Origin of the sequence: Pseudoalteromonas sp. P1-9, from assembly GCF_001399975.1 — a bacterium.
Lineage (GTDB): Bacteria > Pseudomonadota > Gammaproteobacteria > Enterobacterales > Alteromonadaceae > Pseudoalteromonas.
This window is the reverse complement of the sequence record NZ_LKBD01000005.1, coordinates 55,511-72,192: the sequence shown is the minus strand read 5'-3', so window position 1 is coordinate 72,192 and position 16,682 is coordinate 55,511. Positions and strand designations below refer to the sequence as shown.

Annotated in this window: 16 protein-coding genes; 9 read left to right on the top strand and 7 right to left on the bottom strand. The window is 39.2% G+C overall.

All coding sequences use genetic code 11. The features are described 5' to 3' along the window. Positions 1 to 5: 5 nt before the first annotated feature. Entirely contained in the window at positions 6 to 1,418 is a 1,413-nt protein-coding gene (gene nhaD / locus AN214_RS05120) for a sodium:proton antiporter NhaD (RefSeq protein ID WP_040642663.1), read from the top strand. A gap of 35 nt (positions 1,419 to 1,453) precedes the next feature. Here nhaD and AN214_RS05115 read toward each other — a convergent pair whose 3' ends face one another. Further along, the gene (locus AN214_RS05115; protein WP_054978712.1) at positions 1,454 to 2,350 is read right to left on the bottom strand and encodes a LysR family transcriptional regulator; all 897 of its coding nucleotides are present in this window, start codon (positions 2,348 to 2,350) and stop codon (positions 1,454 to 1,456) included. A 113-nt stretch (positions 2,351 to 2,463) separates the two neighbouring features. Between AN214_RS05115 and AN214_RS05110 the strand changes: the two genes are divergently transcribed. Continuing rightward, the gene (locus AN214_RS05110) at positions 2,464 to 3,153 is read left to right on the top strand and encodes a pirin family protein (protein WP_054978711.1); all 690 of its coding nucleotides are present in this window, start codon (positions 2,464 to 2,466) and stop codon (positions 3,151 to 3,153) included. On the opposite strand, the gene AN214_RS05105 is transcribed toward AN214_RS05110, so the two are convergent. After that, positions 3,154 to 3,489 (bottom strand): hypothetical protein, encoded by a 336-nt coding sequence (locus tag AN214_RS05105; protein WP_054978710.1) that lies wholly within the window; start codon positions 3,487 to 3,489, stop codon positions 3,154 to 3,156. A 225-nt stretch (positions 3,490 to 3,714) separates the two neighbouring features. Then, positions 3,715 to 5,079, bottom strand: coding sequence for a molecular chaperone (gene yegD, locus AN214_RS05100; protein ID WP_054978709.1), 1,365 nt, complete (start codon positions 5,077 to 5,079; stop codon positions 3,715 to 3,717). 334 nt (positions 5,080 to 5,413) lie between these two features. Between yegD and AN214_RS05095 the strand changes: the two genes are divergently transcribed. From AN214_RS05095 to AN214_RS05075, 5 genes are all read left to right on the top strand, one after another. Next, a complete protein-coding gene (locus AN214_RS05095) occupies positions 5,414 to 6,304 on the top strand; it encodes an endonuclease/exonuclease/phosphatase family protein (protein ID WP_152960710.1) in 891 nt (296 codons plus the stop codon). 62 nt (positions 6,305 to 6,366) lie between these two features. Further along, the gene (locus tag AN214_RS05090) at positions 6,367 to 6,522 is read left to right on the top strand and encodes a DUF2986 domain-containing protein (protein ID WP_082428501.1); all 156 of its coding nucleotides are present in this window, start codon (positions 6,367 to 6,369) and stop codon (positions 6,520 to 6,522) included. A gap of 288 nt (positions 6,523 to 6,810) precedes the next feature. Next, positions 6,811 to 7,542 carry an ABC transporter substrate-binding protein gene (locus AN214_RS05085; protein ID WP_054978846.1) on the top strand — a complete coding sequence of 244 codons (732 nt, stop codon included), beginning with the start codon at positions 6,811 to 6,813 and terminating at the stop codon, positions 7,540 to 7,542. Between the two features lie 367 nt (positions 7,543 to 7,909). Beyond that, positions 7,910 to 8,221, top strand: a complete 312-nt coding sequence (locus AN214_RS05080) for a hypothetical protein (protein ID WP_152960709.1) — start codon at positions 7,910 to 7,912, stop codon at positions 8,219 to 8,221. A 19-nt stretch (positions 8,222 to 8,240) separates the two neighbouring features. Then, positions 8,241 to 9,167 (top strand): hypothetical protein, encoded by a 927-nt coding sequence (locus tag AN214_RS05075; RefSeq protein WP_054978705.1) that lies wholly within the window; start codon positions 8,241 to 8,243, stop codon positions 9,165 to 9,167. Between the two features lie 120 nt (positions 9,168 to 9,287). Here AN214_RS05075 and dbpA read toward each other — a convergent pair whose 3' ends face one another. Then, positions 9,288 to 10,688 carry an ATP-dependent RNA helicase DbpA gene (gene dbpA, locus AN214_RS05070; protein ID WP_082428495.1) on the bottom strand — a complete coding sequence of 467 codons (1,401 nt, stop codon included), beginning with the start codon at positions 10,686 to 10,688 and terminating at the stop codon, positions 9,288 to 9,290. A gap of 101 nt (positions 10,689 to 10,789) precedes the next feature. Between dbpA and AN214_RS05065 the strand changes: the two genes are divergently transcribed. Beyond that, positions 10,790 to 11,266 (top strand): NYN domain-containing protein, encoded by a 477-nt coding sequence (locus tag AN214_RS05065; protein ID WP_054978704.1) that lies wholly within the window; start codon positions 10,790 to 10,792, stop codon positions 11,264 to 11,266. 309 nt (positions 11,267 to 11,575) lie between these two features. On the opposite strand, the gene AN214_RS05060 is transcribed toward AN214_RS05065, so the two are convergent. Genes AN214_RS05060 through AN214_RS05050 form a run of 3 tightly spaced genes read right to left on the bottom strand, consistent with a single transcriptional unit; the run spans position 11,576 to position 15,306 of the window. Beyond that, positions 11,576 to 13,651, bottom strand: coding sequence for a polysaccharide biosynthesis tyrosine autokinase (locus AN214_RS05060; RefSeq protein ID WP_054978703.1), 2,076 nt, complete (start codon positions 13,649 to 13,651; stop codon positions 11,576 to 11,578). After that, positions 13,652 to 14,176 carry a polysaccharide biosynthesis/export family protein gene (locus AN214_RS05055; protein ID WP_054978702.1) on the bottom strand — a complete coding sequence of 175 codons (525 nt, stop codon included), beginning with the start codon at positions 14,174 to 14,176 and terminating at the stop codon, positions 13,652 to 13,654. Then, positions 14,170 to 15,306 (bottom strand): hypothetical protein, encoded by a 1,137-nt coding sequence (locus AN214_RS05050; protein ID WP_054978701.1) that lies wholly within the window; start codon positions 15,304 to 15,306, stop codon positions 14,170 to 14,172. Before AN214_RS05050 ends, AN214_RS05055 begins: the two co-directional genes overlap by 7 nt. Positions 15,307 to 15,540: 234 nt before the next feature. Here AN214_RS05050 and AN214_RS05045 point away from each other — a divergent pair, with 234 nt between their 5' ends. Continuing rightward, positions 15,541 to 16,680: a sugar transferase gene (locus AN214_RS05045; RefSeq protein ID WP_235576709.1), complete on the top strand. Its 1,140-nt coding sequence runs from the start codon at positions 15,541 to 15,543 to the stop codon at positions 16,678 to 16,680. Positions 16,681 to 16,682: the final 2 nt, after the last annotated feature.

Here is a 16,682-nt window from a genome sequence, read left to right as displayed (position 1 = left end):
GCTTTATGCTGTTTACTCCGACTTCAATGGCCGCCTCCACGGTCGGCTCTCCTCTTGATTTAACTGCGAGCACACTGGGCTACATCTGTATCGCAATTTTCGTTTTAGCATACGCATTTGTGATGCTTGAAGAAAAGTTACATATGCGTAAGTCCAAACCGGTACTGGTTGCTGCAGGTTTAATTTGGATTTTAATTGGTAGTTATTACGTTAATAATGACTTGCCAGGGATCACTGAAGCTGCGTTTAGACACAACTTGCTTGAATTTGCCGAGTTAATGTTGTTCCTATTAGTTGCTATGACCTACATTAATGCACTTGAAGAACGTAGAGTATTTGATGCATTGCGCGCGTGGATGATCCGTAAAGGCTTTAGTTATCCTGTGTTATTTTGGTTAACTGGTTGGTTATCATTCTTTATCTCACCAATCGCAGACAACTTAACCACCGCACTACTCATGTGTGCTGTGGTAATGAAAGTGGCTGAAGGCGACAAGAAGTTTATTAATTTATGCTGTATTAACATTGTTATTGCAGCCAATGCAGGTGGCGCATTTAGTCCATTTGGCGATATTACAACACTTATGGTGTGGCAAGCAGGCAAAGTCGAATTCCTTGAATTCTTTGCGTTATTCTTACCGTCAGTAGTTAATTACCTTGTACCAGCTGCGATTATGAGCTTCTTTGTTGAACGTAAACAGCCAGCTGCAGCGCAAGTAGATGTTGAATTAAAGCGCGGTGCAATCCGCATCTTATGCCTATTTTTACTTACCGTAACCACCGCTGTATTGTGTCATAGCCTACTTCACTTACCACCAGTACTTGGCATGATGATGGGCCTAGGTTATTTACAATTCTTTGGTTATTTCCTACGCATGACATTACCAGGCTCTCTTGCACGTAAAAAAGCGCTTGCTGAAAGTAAAGGCGATGAAAGACGCTTAAAATCATTGGGTAGCGTAGTACCGTTTGATGTATTTGCTAAAGTATCACGCGCAGAATGGGACACCTTATTATTCTTCTACGGCATCGTAGTGTGTGTTGGCGGTCTTGGTTTCTTAGGCTATTTAACATTAATGTCTGAAGCGCTATACGGCGGTATGTCAGCAACGACGGCAAACGTATTACTGGGGATGATTTCTGCGGTTATCGATAACATTCCAGTCATGTTTGCGGTACTTGCCATGTCGCCTGAATTATCACACGGTCAGTGGTTATTAATTACGCTTACAGCAGGCGTGGGCGGTAGCTTGTTATCAATTGGTTCTGCGGCGGGTGTGGCATTAATGGGTCAGGCGCGTGGTTACTATACCTTCTTTGGTCATTTAAAATGGGCACCGGTGATTGCGCTTGGTTATGCTGCAAGTATTTTGGTGCATTTATGGGTTAACTCTGAGTTATTTACTATTTACACCTAACACAAATTAAGGGAAGCAAATGCTTCCCTTTTTTATTAGCACGCTAATTTCTCAGTAAATACACTTTCTAAAAACTGCAGTAATATTTTTATTTTTGGTAAGTTTATACGGTTTTTAGGATAAATCGCATACATATCTGACGACGCTAATTGCCAATCAGGTAATACCTTAACCAAACGCCCAGAGTTTACATCATCTTGACACATATAATTGGGTAAGGCGGTTATCCCTAGCCCGTCAACGCATGCTTGCTTAACAACACTAAAGTCATCAGTAATCAATTTGGGTGAAAAACTAATTTCATGTGTCTGAGGTTGGTTTAATAGTGTAATGCCCGACACGCTGAAACTGCTGCTCATTACGAGCCAATTTAATGTGTCTAGAGATTTAATGTCGGGTTCATTTGCTAATGCATTTAAGTATTTTGCACTTGCGTATAATCCTCGAGTAGCGCATCCCAGCTTTTTAGCTATTAGGTTTGAATCGTCAAGCTTGCCAATTCGAACTAACATATCAAATCCACCTTCAACTAAATCGACGCGTTGATTGGTTAAATTAAGTTGCAATGAAAGCTCAGGATATTGAGATAAAAATTCTGTGATCTTGGGCCTTAGAATCTCTTGCCCTATCGACACGGATGCGCCAAGTTTTATTTCGCCTGAAACCGTATTGAGTGCATTATCAACCACCGCATTGGCTAGTGCTGCTTCTTCATAAATACGTTTGCAGTGCGCTATGTAGTGCTTGCCCGCTTCTGTTAATTTTTGCGAGCGCGTTGTTCTTTCAAGTAAGGTAATACCTAACGTTAACTCTAGTTTTGCTATTTTCCGACTGACGTTAGCTTTTGGCATTGCTAACCTTTGTGCTGCTGCGGTAAAGCTACCGCTTTCTACCACAGCAAGAAACACCATCATATCATTTAAGTTAAGCATTGATTCTAATTGTTGTTATAAATGAATTTATCTTAATCATAAACAGGTATTTTTAAAACAATAATTTCACTCTACTATGTATCTATCAAAGCAAAAAATGAATAGGAAATACCATGCAAGTATTAACACGTAACGAATTACCACTTGGTGGTTTTGCTGGTTTAGTTGAGCACCGTTTTGTCACGGATAGTCGATTATTCGGTTCACGTAAATCGCCGTTAACATTCGAAGGACTGGGTCAATTTGTTTATTTGGCTGATGCCAAATTTAACCCATTTGGTGAAACCACAATGCACCCCCATAAAGAGATAGACGTCATCACTATCATGCTTGATGGGCAAGTTACCCACGAAGGTTCATTAGAGCACGGTAAAAGTTTGCAAGCGGGTGATGCGCAAGTACAGCGCGCTGGCGGTGAAGGCTTTTCACACAATGAAATAAACCCAAATTCGTCAACTAATCGTTTATTGCAATTATGGGCGTTGCCAGAAACATTAGGCGAACCTGCAGCGTATAAATACTATCAAACAAATAAACATGGCATTACCCATATTTACGGTGGTGATAAAACTCAAAACACTACGTTTGATAGTAAAACTCATATTTATATCGTTAAACTCGCCACTGGCGAAAGCTACCGTGTTGACACAGAAACATTAGCATATGTGTATAAGGGTAACCTTGATGTTGAAACCACGGAGCGACAAATAGTGGCAACTGATGGCACGCTTGTACGTACTAAACACGCGACCTTTAGCGCACAAACACCAAGCGAGTTTGTGGTGATAAGTCACATTGGCTAATTAAAAAGCCAATGCCAGTAGCGGCACATTTGATACAAACACAATTGCCGATGTAAGTGTTAGCACTTTAATTTGTGTTGAAAGCATTCTCATTGAAGGAAAAAGCAAAGTCGCTGCTACTGCAACAAACGGTAAACCAAGTGTGGTACCAAGAATAAACGCAATTTGCTTGCTGGGAACATCAAATGCGCCATGGTTTATTGTGGCGTAATGGGCAAGATACGCATTTGCAATAATTAAAACGGTTAATAACGACACCATTATCCAATCGAGCTTACGCTGAAAGGTGGGGTTAACCAACGAGTGTGAAGTATTGGTTTGAGCTGACGTATTCATAAGTCATCCTTGATAAGTTAGGTAGCAACTGGCTTAATATTGCGTGACTCCATTTACAATAATTTAATATAAGCAAAGGGTGTACCTAATTTCAAGGAAATACGTCACTTAAAACGGAATGCGTTATTGTGTTTATAAGTACGCCGTGTTGTGTCGCTTTTGCATTAGCGCAACAAATCCTTATGCAACGCTAATGTTAAGCTAATAAACGTTTGGAAAACCGGGTTATTTAAAGATTTTATTCGCCCATTTGGTTAAACCAGCCGTTACACTACCAAAGTTGTCACCATTTAACATTGGAATATCACCCAAAGCCTGTTGTAATGCCTGTTTTAATAATGGCGATTGTGCACTGCCGCCAGTAAGGTAAATCACATCTGGGCGGGTACCGGCAGCACAAATTGCGTCGTTAGCAAGATTCACCATTTGCTTTAAGCTGTCATTAATCGCGTCGCTCAAATCATGATGTTCAATTAACTGCATTAGATCAGATTCAACAAACGAAAGATCTGCATGATGCGTGCTCTTTTCCGATAAACCAATCTTCGCCAACTCCCCTTGCCTAACGACTTGGTGAGATTGTTTATTCTCAAGCACTTTAATTAAACGCGAAAGTAAATTTGGCTGCTCTACATCACGTAATAAACGCGTTAATTCGCGATAATTTGAATCGCTGTAAAACTCACTTTGCAAATGAATATCGTTGATTTTACACGCCTGCCAATAAAGTGGATGTGGCATAGGTAAACCCGATTTCATTTGTGTTCCTAAGCCAAATTGTGGCATCAACTTATGAAAACTTAGCGCAATATCTAAATCGTTTCCGCCGATACGTTTACCTGTATGCGAAAGAAAGTCGTTGCTGCGGTCATGGTTTTCGCGAAACGATGGACCCATTTGCACGAATGAGCAATCCGACGTACCACCGCCAATATCAACCACCAACACTTTGGTATTTTCAGTTAGAGACGTTTCAAAGTCGATGCCAGCAGCCAGTGGCTCATACAAAAATTCTACGTGTTTAAACCCTGCTCGCTGTGCTGCTTTGGTTAATATACTAATCGCTTGTTGATTGCTTTCTTCTCCGCCAACGGCTTGAAAGTTAACTGGGCGACCAATTACCGTATGCGATAAACTATGTTTTAAATGCTTTTCGGCACGGGTTTTAATTGCCATAATCATGGCTGTAGCAATGTCTTCAAAAAATGCGATTTGCTCAGGTTTTAATCCGGTTGCACCGAAAAATGATTTAGGAGATTTAACGTAAAAACCTTCTTCGGGGAATTCTATATACTCATCGATGGCTTCTCGCCCAATGTAAATTCCGCTTTCATTATTTGCTAAATCAAGATCGCTGCGAATAGCAGGAATACCAGACAACAGTCCTTTTCGTTGGCTAACGTACGCGTCAGCCAGGTCGCCCTTAGCTAAATTTTTAGCTACATAGTCAACAATTAAACTGTTGTGCTGTGCATATAAAGTGGATGGTAAATACGGTTTACCATTCTCTAGCGGTACAAGCTTAGGAACACCTTGCTCTAAAACACCCATAGCGCAATTTGAACTACCATAATCAAAACCAACAATCATCGCATACTCCTAAGCAAAAAAAGGTCGCGCAGATTAGCACAGTGCGTTAGCAAGTACCATGGTTTTAAAAGTCGATTGTGTGTCATTCAATACAAAGTCGCGCTAAAGCAGTTAAATAGGACATTAATTTTTAACATGTGCTTATTTCTTAATACATTTAAATAGTGAACGTATCACTTAAAACTCATTTATACGGCAAATAACAAGTTGAAAATGCTTACTATACTATTAGTTAAATTACTAAAAGAGTTAAGCTATTTGTCCTTTCGCGATTATGGTTAAATATTTTCTGCTTATAATTATCAGCATTGCCTTCACATTGGCGCTAGTTGCAATGTCGTCGCTTTCAGCCACTTATTATTGGCTTGATTTAGTGACAAGTTTTATTCCACATCTATTGATGCTGAGCTTTGGCTTATCGTTGATACTGATTTTTATCAAGCCAAAATTAGCAACTAGTATCGCTGTGATTACACTCACCACTCTATTAATAAATCTACCAATCACTCTTTCATTTAATAACTACAGCGACCCTAGCATTTCGGTTAGCCAACTTAACATTAATTATTACAATGCTGAGATTGAAGGCGTTTACAACATACTTGGCAATGAACGTAACAATATAACAGCACTATTTGAAGTGAACGATACCGACCGCGCGCGCTTTATCGAACTGCGTGGAGATCACTTTGATTATGGGTCTGCCGAAATTGAAGGGTTTCCAGACGGTATCGGTGTCATTACTAAATTCCCAATTTTGCAACGTATCACTCACTCAGTTTTTGAAAACAGCGTACGGGGTGTTATTGTTGAACTGCATTTAGCCGTAGGACATGAAAAGTTGCGTGTATTTGCGCTGCACCCACCCTCGCCGCGTAATCAAAAATTGTGGCATAAACGCAATATGATGTTGTTGTACTTAACAAACCTACTAAACCAACCCCATGACATTAAACACACATTAGTAGTAGGTGATTTTAATACCGGGCCGTTGTCACAACACTTTACGCGTGTTGATCGTTTCAACACTTGCTATCAATTAGCTGGCCATTATGCATCTTGGTCACCTGTTAAATTACCGCAACCGTTGTATTCGATTTTTGGACTTACCATTGACCACTGCTTATTAAGTGACTCACTATTACTCGACACATTTACCACCCAATATATCCCAGGTAGCGACCATGCTATGTTGAAATATAACATTGTATTACCAAAGCAATAAAAATACCTTGAGATATGGCAGACTATGCTAAACTCCGCGGCGATTTATTAAGTGAGAATACTATGAACCGCCGCAAAAAAATTTATGAAAAGCTGAAAAAGAAAGACAAGAAAGCAAACGAAAAGCTGAATAAAAATAATAAGCCAAAATACATCTCGAAAGCAGAGCGTGAAAAGCAGGCGCAATCAGCACCTGACAACAATCAGTCAGAAGACTAAATAGTAAAAAAACTGTTTATGCTTGGCTATATAAACAGCAGGCACATAAATTTATTTACGTGAGGGTTATTACGTTAGGCGCACCGAATATCGATACAAAGAAATCATACATTAAATAAGAATTTAATCGGTTTATTTAGATTTAACTACGTTATATATTAATAATGAGAATAATAGTTAAATTATGCCAAACACTAAAAACATTTAATTGTTATATAATTGAATGTAAGACCGTTTTTAACCGAAAAGTAGGTTATTAAACACATAACGCATGGAGTGGGTACGAGTTTGTATCGAATAGCTATTTGTAATGTTTGTTTAATACTTTGCTCGTTTTCGCTGTATACAGCGGCAAGTGCAAAGCTCAATGTGGTTACCGAAGAGTGGCGACCATATAATTATACAAATGAGCACGGTGAAGTGGTTGGTCGCGCGACTGAGCGCGTCAAAGCTATTCTCGACAGTATTGATATTGAGTACCAAATTACGTCTTACCCTTGGGCGCGTTCTATGATTTTAACCGCTAACGACGAAAACACCCTTATTTATACCATTCTTAAAACAAAAGAGCGCGAAAACTTGTTTCAATGGGTTTGTCCGCTTATTGGTCCAGTTAAAGTTAATTTTTACAAGTTAGCGAAGCGCAAAGAAATAAATATAACCACACTTGAACACGCCAAGCGCTATGTTACATCCATCGAAAAGGGCGAATCTGATCATGAGTATTTGCTTGCAAACGGATTCAAAAATGGTGTTAACCTCGATGTAACGAGTGATCCTTACGCAGGTGCACGAAAGTTTTTTGCAGGACGTGTCGACTTGGTATTACAAACGGAGTGGGAAATGTCAGAGAATCTGCGTCATTTTAATCATACAGAGTCCGAAATCGAAAAGCTGATTGAGGTAACTAAGGCAAGTGACGCCGAAGGATGCTTAGCGTTTAGTAATAAAACAGATAAAGCATTAGTAGAGAAAGTTAGAAATGCATTAAAAGCGTACAATCAAAAACACGGCTTATAATTACAACTTACCGCAACAGCAATCCCCTTTCCCGGCAATACACATTTGTTAACACTTATTGTGGTGAGTTTATAGTAAAGCGCTTTTAAATTTGATAAATATATCAATTATATAGAAAGCCCATAAAGCAAATTATTTTAACTTCAAAAGGGTTTGACCTTGCAATACGTTGAAATTTTCACACTCGTTATGTTTGCTGTGCTCTTTAGCATTGGGTACAAGAAAAATAACCGCAATATGATGTTAACTGCTTCATTATGTTTATTAATTGGTTTTGCTATCGAACCATTTGTAATCGGATTTGAGCAGGGCTTAGCACATGCGCGAAATTAAAAAATTAACAGTATCACAATAAAAGGACATTAAAATGAGACTTAAACTGACTCCCCTCCTAGTAATCAATCTGTTTTTTGTTACATACTCGATGAGTGCAAGCGCAGAAGACTGCTCTGTAAAACTCAGCGCTAAAGAACAAACGCGTTGTTTAGAACGAAAAATTGTTAAATTAGAAAAAGTGATTGAAACATTAAGCAAACAATCAAGTTTGCTGCCAAAAAACACCATTGTTGAACTTGATGCGACACAATGCCCACTTGGTTGGACTAAATATCAATCACATCAAAATAACATAGACAATCGTTCTGTTGCGCCAACAACCACTAAATGCAAAAAATCCTAGCGCGTCCTAATTGGTGACTATGAAAGCATTTACTTATATCGCAATTTGTCTGTGCGTTGTGACTGCGCTTACTTTGATTTTGTTCGCAGATAACACAACGCCTGAAATAACAAGTACCTCACTTAAAACGCAGCATAGCAGCGAGCGCGATGAACATGAAACAATCACCGAACCTCAGCCTATTGTTAGCACCTTATCAACACAATCACAGCGCACAAACCAAGGCCATTTAATTGAAATAACCAAACCTCAATGGCGTTTTAAAGATGGCATAAAGAGCCAGTTAAGCGCATTAAAGTTACGCGCAAAATCTGGGGACGCTGAAGCGAGTTATCTTCTTGCCCGTAATTTCCGTTACTGTTTATTCGCACCATTAAATGAGCAAATGTTTGAAGATAAGCTTGAGCAAGCCTACCAATTTACAGACAGCACCGTGGCAATTGAGCGAGTGCGTGAACAGTTTACCTATTGCCAGGGGCTTGAGTCAGAAAATTTAAATGCCTTTTACACTTACTTAGAAACTGCAGCAACTCAAGGATTTGTGCCTGCGCAGGAAACATTAGGTCGCGTCAGCGAAAAACTTTACATGCAAACGCAAGGCTATGCGTCATTATCGCGCGATGACTATATTGCGACGCGCAATGCATTTACGACACAAAAACTTGCATTGTTAGAGCAAGCAGGTAAAAAAGGCAGTATTGATGCATTAATTCAATTGTCGAATCTGCATCACTCACAAAAAGCGGGGAAACTTGGTCATGTTAAGTCATTTGCTCTAAACCAATTGATCACCCAGTTTACCAACAATGACGAAATTTATAATCGCTTCTCTTGGTTCGTTAACAGACAGTACGATAAGCTCACTGCTGAAGAACATGATAAAGCGAGTGAACTGCTCGAGCAGTGGTCAACGGATATTTATAAAAACGGTGCGCTCTATCATTAGCGGTTTTTTTTAAGTCAAACTCTAAGCCATTAGATAGCTTAACGAAAATAATCCTTAAAGTCGCTCGTTATTTAAAGATGTGTGACATCATCACACATCTTTATAACAAATTAAGTAGGACTACTTAGTGACTTTGCGTACTCTAAAGTTGCGCCCTTTCATTTTACCTTCGCTAATGGTTTTTACAGCCGCATTGGCAATTTTTCGTGTTACCGCGACATACGATGTCATAGCCGTTACTTTGATTTTACCAATGTGTTCACCGGTAATTGCACTGTTCGATGTAAGCGCCCCCAGAATATCGCCCGGGCGAAGTTTTGCTTTTTTACCACCATCGATTTGCAGCGTAATATTTGGCGCGCGCTCAATCGCGTTTGCAAATACCTCATCGCCTGGTAAATCAGTTGGCGTGGCTTCAATCTTCAAATAGTCTTCTAACGCATTCACTTTATGGGATTCTTTATAACTCATAAGCGAACAGGCAATACCTTTATTACCAGCACGGCCTGTACGGCCAATGCGGTGAACATGCACCTCAGGGTCGTGAGCAATGTGGTAATTCACCACCATATCAACATGATCAACATCAATACCGCGGGCCGCAACATCGGTTGCAACCAAAATGGTTAAACTCTTGTTAGCAAAGCGCACTAAAGTACGGTCGCGATCTTTTTGTTCTAAATCACCATGTAATGCAGCACTATCAAAGCCAAATTGGCTTAGGTCATCGCACACACTTTGACATTCATTTTTTGTATTACAAAACACCACCGCAGATTTTGGCTGAAACTTAAGTAATAGGCGATTAACCGCATCTAAACGTGCGTCATTATTTTCAACTTCATAAAAATATTGGCTAATTGAACTGTGATCATGTGTTGCCTCTACCACGATTTTTTCAGGATTAACCATTACATGCTGTGCTAACTGCTCAATTTTAGCCGGATAAGTCGCACTAAATAGTAAATTTTGTCTTGCTGTTGGTAGGTGTTCAATAATGCAATTAAGCGACTCTTCAAAGCCCATTTCAAGCATACGGTCAGCTTCATCAAGCACAAAGGTATTTACTTCGTCTAGGTTTAAACGCCCTTTTCGTAAATGTTCTTCAATACGACCTGGCGTACCTACAACGATGTGGGCGCCATGTTCGAGTGAGCCAATCTGCGGTCCCATCGGTGCGCCACCACATAACGCAAGCACTTTAATATTATGAATAGCACGCGCGAGCTTCCGTATCTCTACCGCTACTTGGTCGGCAAGTTCACGTGTTGGGCACACAACCACTGCTTGCACGCGAAAACGTTTCACATTTAAGTTATGCAACAAGCCAAGTGAAAACGCCGCGGTTTTACCCGAACCTGTTTTGCCCTGCCCAATCACATCTTTACCCTCAAGAATAAGCGGCAAGGTTTGCGCCTGAATATCGGTCATTGTGGTATAACCTAAACTGGTTAAGTTTTCTAAAAGCGCGGGCGATAACGCCGTAGTTGAAAAACAAGAAGTTGAAGACAAAGCGAACACTCAAATATTGCAAAAAGAGAAGTATATCACAGCATGCCATCACTGTTAGTCGCAAACTTTGCTTGCTATAGTGTCACAAACAATTAAATGAACTAATCACTTTGAAAAAAATCGCGCTCTTTGTAGATATTCAAAATATCTACTACACCACACGTCAAGCCTATCAACGCCAATTTAATTACCGCGAGTTATGGCAACAATTATCTAATCAAGGGGAGATTGTACTCGCCAATGCATACGCAATCGCGCGCCAAGACGACCAACAGCATAAATTTCAAAAAGCACTTAAGCACATTGGCTTTGACGTAAAACTCAAACCCTTTATCCAACGCGCTGATGGCTCTGCAAAAGGCGATTGGGATGTGGGTATTACCATTGATGTTTTAGAACATGCGCCAAATGTTGATGTTGTGTGTTTACTCTCTGGCGATGGGGATTTCGATTTATTACTGCAAAAAATTGCATCTAAACATGGCATTGAAACTTGGGTATATGGCGTTGAAAAGCTCACTGCGCAATCACTTATATACAGTGCCAGTCGTTTTCAACCAATTAAAGAGGGGCTTTTACTGAAATAGGCTCTATAGACCTTTCAACTTCGTTTTTGCAGCAGTTTGATTGGGGTTGATACAAGGCTGAGGCTTTGTGGCATCGTTATTCTATGTAAGCCAGCCAATAACACAGTACAAGATGCAATCAAGCGCTGCCGAACGATTCTTTTGAGCGCGCTTTTCTCATTGTTGCTTTATTGATGCAAATAAGGTCGTTAGCAAGACACGGAAGGGTAGTTCGATATTCGCTTTGATTGCAAGCCCACACATCGAGCGCCGTGATAAAAGCACGCTCAAAAGCACAAAATAGAACAGCAAAGATCAACAGACCCTAGCTTATTTCTTATTTTTAGGGTGTTTTACGCGGCGATAATAATTTTTGTGCTCTACCTTTATTTTGTTGAATATCACACTATTTACTTTGCTTTTTGTATACACCAACTGATCTAACTCATTTTCAAGCTCTGTAACGGTATGTTTTTGAACATCTACGATTAAGTTAATGGTATTTACATGTTTACTGATCAGCATAATGTCTGAAGCAAAAAAAAGTGGCGGACAATTCAGAATAACGCGGTCGTACTTTTTACTCAGCGCCTTCAGCATGTTTTCAAAGCGGCTCAAAGATAAAAATAACTGTGGCTTTTTAGGTAAAATACCACTGGCAAACACGTCAGCTTTAAGGGTAGGATCTTTTATAACGCACTGCTCGAATGTATGGATTTTTGCTAGAAAATTTGTGAGTCCTGGCTGGCTCGGTTCATAACCCAGCTTTACTGTTATCGAATGCTCTCTCAGATCGGCATCGATAACAATCACATCTTCCACTTCAGAAATAGACTTAGCCAGTAATAATGCAAAATTTGATTTACCCTCACCTGGCTCAAGCGAGCTAATTGCAATAATTTTATCTTGTTCATTGCCATCACTGAGCAACATTCTCGTACGAATAGAACGGATACATTCTTCAAATAATCGATAGTCTCCCTCATTTTCATTGCTAAATATAAGCCCGCGTTTATAGCGGCGAAAGCGACTCACAACGGGCAATTCACCCAGCACATCTAAATCGTATGCACGTACTAATTGGTAATATTTTTTATGACTGTTACCGAGGATCTTAGCGATAAAAATAACAAGTAAAGATAATGCTAAGCCAATAAATAATACGACAGCTGCAAGTAAAATACGCTTGGGTCTAACCGGTTTTTCTGGCTCTAAGGCAGGATCAACAATAATAATACTGCTTGCGTGGTTAATATCTTTAAATAATTCGACTTCCTTTTGTTTGGCCGTTATTGACTCTAAAAGTTGCGTTGTCGCCGAGACGCTGCGCTTAATTTTTTCGAATGCTAAGTTTTTTAATATGGCTTGTTCTAATTGCTGCTCTGCCGCAATGCGGTTTAAATCCAAACTTTTAATGGATTGATTTATTTCGCTTAGTTTATGCTTCAGCCCATCCGATAATTTTTCAAACTCCAATGCAAGTTGCTGTCGAGTACCTTCAATTTCGGTTACTTTTGCTTTGTATTTAGGGTGTTTTTCAAGGTAACGAAGCTTTATTTGCGAAAGTTCAGTTTCAAGTTTGGCTTGCTGCTTGGACAATATTTTAAGGGTTTCTACGTCACTCCATTGCGAAATAACCAATGCGCTATCTGGGTTTGCATGATTTGCTAATGTGTTGATCACTCTTGCTAACTTTTCAGCTTCTAAAGTTAACGCTCTTTTTTGCTCATGTAATTGAGATATATCTTGTTTTGCTAGACTGACAAAACTCACAATATCAACAATATTGTTATTTTGGCGAAAGTCATTTAGTTTACTTTCTTCTTCATCAAGCTTGTCTTTTACCTCTTGGATTTTGGTTCGGATCCACTCATCACTCTTATCTGCATGGGGTTGCATCAAAGATAATTCGTATTCAATAAAGCTCGTGGCGATCAGATTCACAACAAAAGCAGCAAAATTTGCATCAGTGTGTTCAAATGACAACTCAAGCATATGCGTATTGGGGACTGGTTGAATACTCAATACTTTCAGAAACTCTTTTTCATCATTAAGTACTTTGTCATATTGAAGCCCACTATATTGCTGCTTAATTTTATCAATGAGTACATTTGCAAATTGAATGGATTTAATGAGTTTTATGGTCGTATCAAGCTCTTCTTGGATGCCTATTTGACCCGTCACAAGTGTTTGCAGTGGATTATCGGTTCGCTCAGCTTTTACCATAATGGTGGTAGACGCACGGTAAACATCTGGCAATTTAGATATAAATAGCAGCCCCAGTAAGAACACACAGCCCGTCATGAAAATGATCACCCATTTTTTGACCCAAAGTAAACCTAGTAAGTCGCCTACATTAATACTTGTATCTAGATTATTTGACGAAACATTTGTTGGCTTATTCATTTAAAAGAAACTCTTTTCAACCTTAATCACATCACCAGGTTGCACAATACTGTCAGCTGAGGCTTTGAAAATATTGGATTTTTCACCCCGTTGAATGGTCCATTGTTCACGCGATGCCCTATCTTTTAATCCACCAGCTAAAACAATTGCCTGCTCTAAAGTGATGTTGGGCTGATACGGATAACTGCCGGGTTTTCGCACTTCACCATAAATGAAAAAAGGGCGATAATTTATGATTCTAACGGAGACGTTGGGCGATACTAAATACCCATCTTTTAATTGCTGCTCAATGAAATGCTTTGCTTCTTGTTGTGTTAACCCCTTGAGACTCAAACTCCCTAATAATGGGAAATCAATACTGCCCTGTTGTGATATTTGACCTTCAAAATACAAGTCACTTTCCAAGTATACTGATACTCTTATGGTGTCACCCGGCCCAAAGCGGAAGATTTGCTCATTTGCATAGGATGTAACACTGAATAAAAAAGAGAAAATGAGCGCTAATAATAACTTGTTAACTACCATAAATACTCCATTGCAACTTGCGCGCTCTGTTGGGTGACATGCTTATCAAGCAAGCTTGTGTTGATACGTTCAAGTGCCAGTGATGTATCCACATCAAACCCTTCATATGGTCGCCACTGCCAATCGAATGATGCCACCTGGCGTTTGTGAAACCCATCTGATTGATCAAACGTTTGGTCAATTTGTGCAAGTGATAAACGAATATAGTGTGCATTACTTAATTGGTACTGCAATGAAATATCATTCTCTGTAGTTAACTGAGTAAGGGATTGTTGAGAAAGTGACACTTCGGAATGTTGCTCTGATAGGAATGTTAGTTCAAGCTCATCAGATAAGCGCCATTTGTCGCTGAGCAACCAATAATAGCCATCACTTGCGGTATCGCCCGTTCGCTCAAAGTATCCAACAACAATATTAAACTGATGTGAACCACCTAAACGAGTATATAACCCAAAGCCTAATTCTACCAACGAAGATGATAAGTCATCACGTTGTTCATCTTTGTAGGTACCATCTGCTAATGCGTAGCTATCTTCAGAAATTTTATGTCCATAACGCGCTGACATAACTTTCGACTCTGTTTGTGACAACGTTAAGTCTTCAAACGCTTGCTGGTATTGTTTCGTTGCGATCTCAATATTCAAATATTGCTTTTCAGGGGCACGCCCTAAACCTAAATTCAATGCAGCAGAGTGCGCTTGCTCGTCAACATAATCTGCAAACTCTGGTAAAAATTCGGCATTTTCTTCACCTTTTATTTTCTGCACTTGATAGGCATTTGCTTTAAACGTAATGTCTGATTGCTCTGATAAAAATATATTTAATGCTGGCGTGAATTTGTAATCAAAATGGTTTAGGGAAGATTCAGAAAAATAATTTTTTTGCGTTAACTCTAAAGGGATATGAATACCAAAGCCTTCAAATAACGCGACTCTGTCATAACCCAATTGCAGCACTGATGAAAACGATGACTGTGGGTTACTCTCTTGATAGTAAAGGTTGTCGGTAACTTTAGTTGCAACAGATACAGCTACGTCATTCTTAGATTGGTGCCAGTCATTTGCTTTTACGATAACAGGCATCATTAACACGAAAGCAAGTGACAAGGAAAATAGCGGTTTTTGGGTCATTGAATACTCTTTACTGCAAAAATAGTGTAATCAAAACTTTATTGAGATTGTTTCAACGCATCCCAGCAATTTTCAACCAAAATACACGAGATTAACAAAAAATCAATATTTTTATTCTGAATCAACTATATGTACATATAGTTACATTTTTACATGCGCACAAGCTCAAACCCCAAAAAACCAATACTAAAATCGTACCTTTCTATTTTTTTTGTTAACAATATTTTTAATATAGTGAATAAAAAGTTACTGGAACTTACGTTGTGTTTCCAATATGATGACATCAAATTTAATACTTTAGTAATAGTTGAAGGAGATAATAAAAGGGATTTTACAAAGGAGTTATTAGTCGTCACGGAATGTCATTATTTAGGTCATGTGGTAGGTAGTATGTCATTCGATATAATAACAAAAAACTTAGAAGCTGCTAATGAACCCAATGAGGTTCTGCAAAATAAGAAAAAAAATCTCACTAAATATAAAAACACATATTTCATTTATTGCCCTAGGAGGCATATTGAAAACATTTTAACAACGGCTAATAATTTACCTTTCAATTGTATTTTTAACGATTTTCAGCTTAATAACTTCGACGGTAAAACCATCTTATTTTATGGCATGGAAGATCTTTGTGCATCGCAAAAAGATTTTTTATTACATGCTGCATCGCAAGGCGCCCGTGTTGAGCAACTCACCGCTTTTTTAGACAAACAACTTGGTTATACGGAAGTGTCACTTCTCAGCACACAATATTTTATCAATGAAGAAGCTATCGGGATGTTGTGGTGTAAAAAGTCACAATTCATAAAGTCTTTTATGGATAAACTGATTGCACTATTGCTACTCGCTTTTACATTTCCGGTCATGCTGTTAGCTGCACTTGCCATTCGCCTTGAAAGTAAAGGCCCCACTTTCTACCGCCAACTCCGTGTTGGACAATACAATCGAGAATATAACGTATATAAATTCCGCTCGATGCGTATCGATGCAGAAAAAAATGGGCCTCAATGGGCGAAAAGTAATGATGATCGCATAACGCGAGTGGGTCGCTTTATTAGGGCCACTCGCATTGATGAGTTACCTCAGCTTTTCAATGTATTAAATGGTGATATGTCAATGGTAGGCCCTCGCCCTGAACGCGAAGTGTTTATTAAAGATCTTGAACAACACATCCCCTATTATCGTTTTCGACATGCCATTAAACCGGGCATTACGGGTCATGCCCAAGTGTGTTATCAATATGGCTCCTCCATTGACGATGCAATCTGGAAGCATAAATATGATGTGCATTATATTAAACATCAGAGCCTATGGTTTGATATAAAAATCATGCTTAAAACAATCCCGACGGTACTTTTTGGCATGGGGAGATAAGG

Excerpts from the sequence above, each read along its gene's own strand:
- nhaD (WP_040642663.1), top strand. The coding sequence starts at position 6 with ATGCTGTTTACTCCGACTTCAATGGCCGCCTCCACGGTCGGCTCTCCT.
- AN214_RS05115 (WP_054978712.1), bottom strand. The coding sequence starts at position 2,350 with ATGCTTAACTTAAATGATATGATGGTGTTTCTTGCTGTGGTAGAAAGC.
- AN214_RS05110 (WP_054978711.1), top strand. The coding sequence starts at position 2,464 with ATGCAAGTATTAACACGTAACGAATTACCACTTGGTGGTTTTGCTGGT.
- AN214_RS05105 (WP_054978710.1), bottom strand. The coding sequence starts at position 3,489 with ATGAATACGTCAGCTCAAACCAATACTTCACACTCGTTGGTTAACCCC.
- yegD (WP_054978709.1), bottom strand. The coding sequence starts at position 5,079 with ATGATTGTTGGTTTTGATTATGGTAGTTCAAATTGCGCTATGGGTGTT.
- AN214_RS05095 (WP_152960710.1), top strand. The coding sequence starts at position 5,414 with ATGTCGTCGCTTTCAGCCACTTATTATTGGCTTGATTTAGTGACAAGT.
- AN214_RS05090 (WP_082428501.1), top strand. The coding sequence starts at position 6,367 with ATGAACCGCCGCAAAAAAATTTATGAAAAGCTGAAAAAGAAAGACAAG.
- AN214_RS05080 (WP_152960709.1), top strand. The coding sequence starts at position 7,910 with ATGAGACTTAAACTGACTCCCCTCCTAGTAATCAATCTGTTTTTTGTT.
- AN214_RS05075 (WP_054978705.1), top strand. The coding sequence starts at position 8,241 with ATGAAAGCATTTACTTATATCGCAATTTGTCTGTGCGTTGTGACTGCG.
- AN214_RS05060 (WP_054978703.1), bottom strand. The coding sequence starts at position 13,651 with ATGAATAAGCCAACAAATGTTTCGTCAAATAATCTAGATACAAGTATT.
- AN214_RS05055 (WP_054978702.1), bottom strand. The coding sequence starts at position 14,176 with ATGGTAGTTAACAAGTTATTATTAGCGCTCATTTTCTCTTTTTTATTC.
- AN214_RS05050 (WP_054978701.1), bottom strand. The coding sequence starts at position 15,306 with ATGACCCAAAAACCGCTATTTTCCTTGTCACTTGCTTTCGTGTTAATG.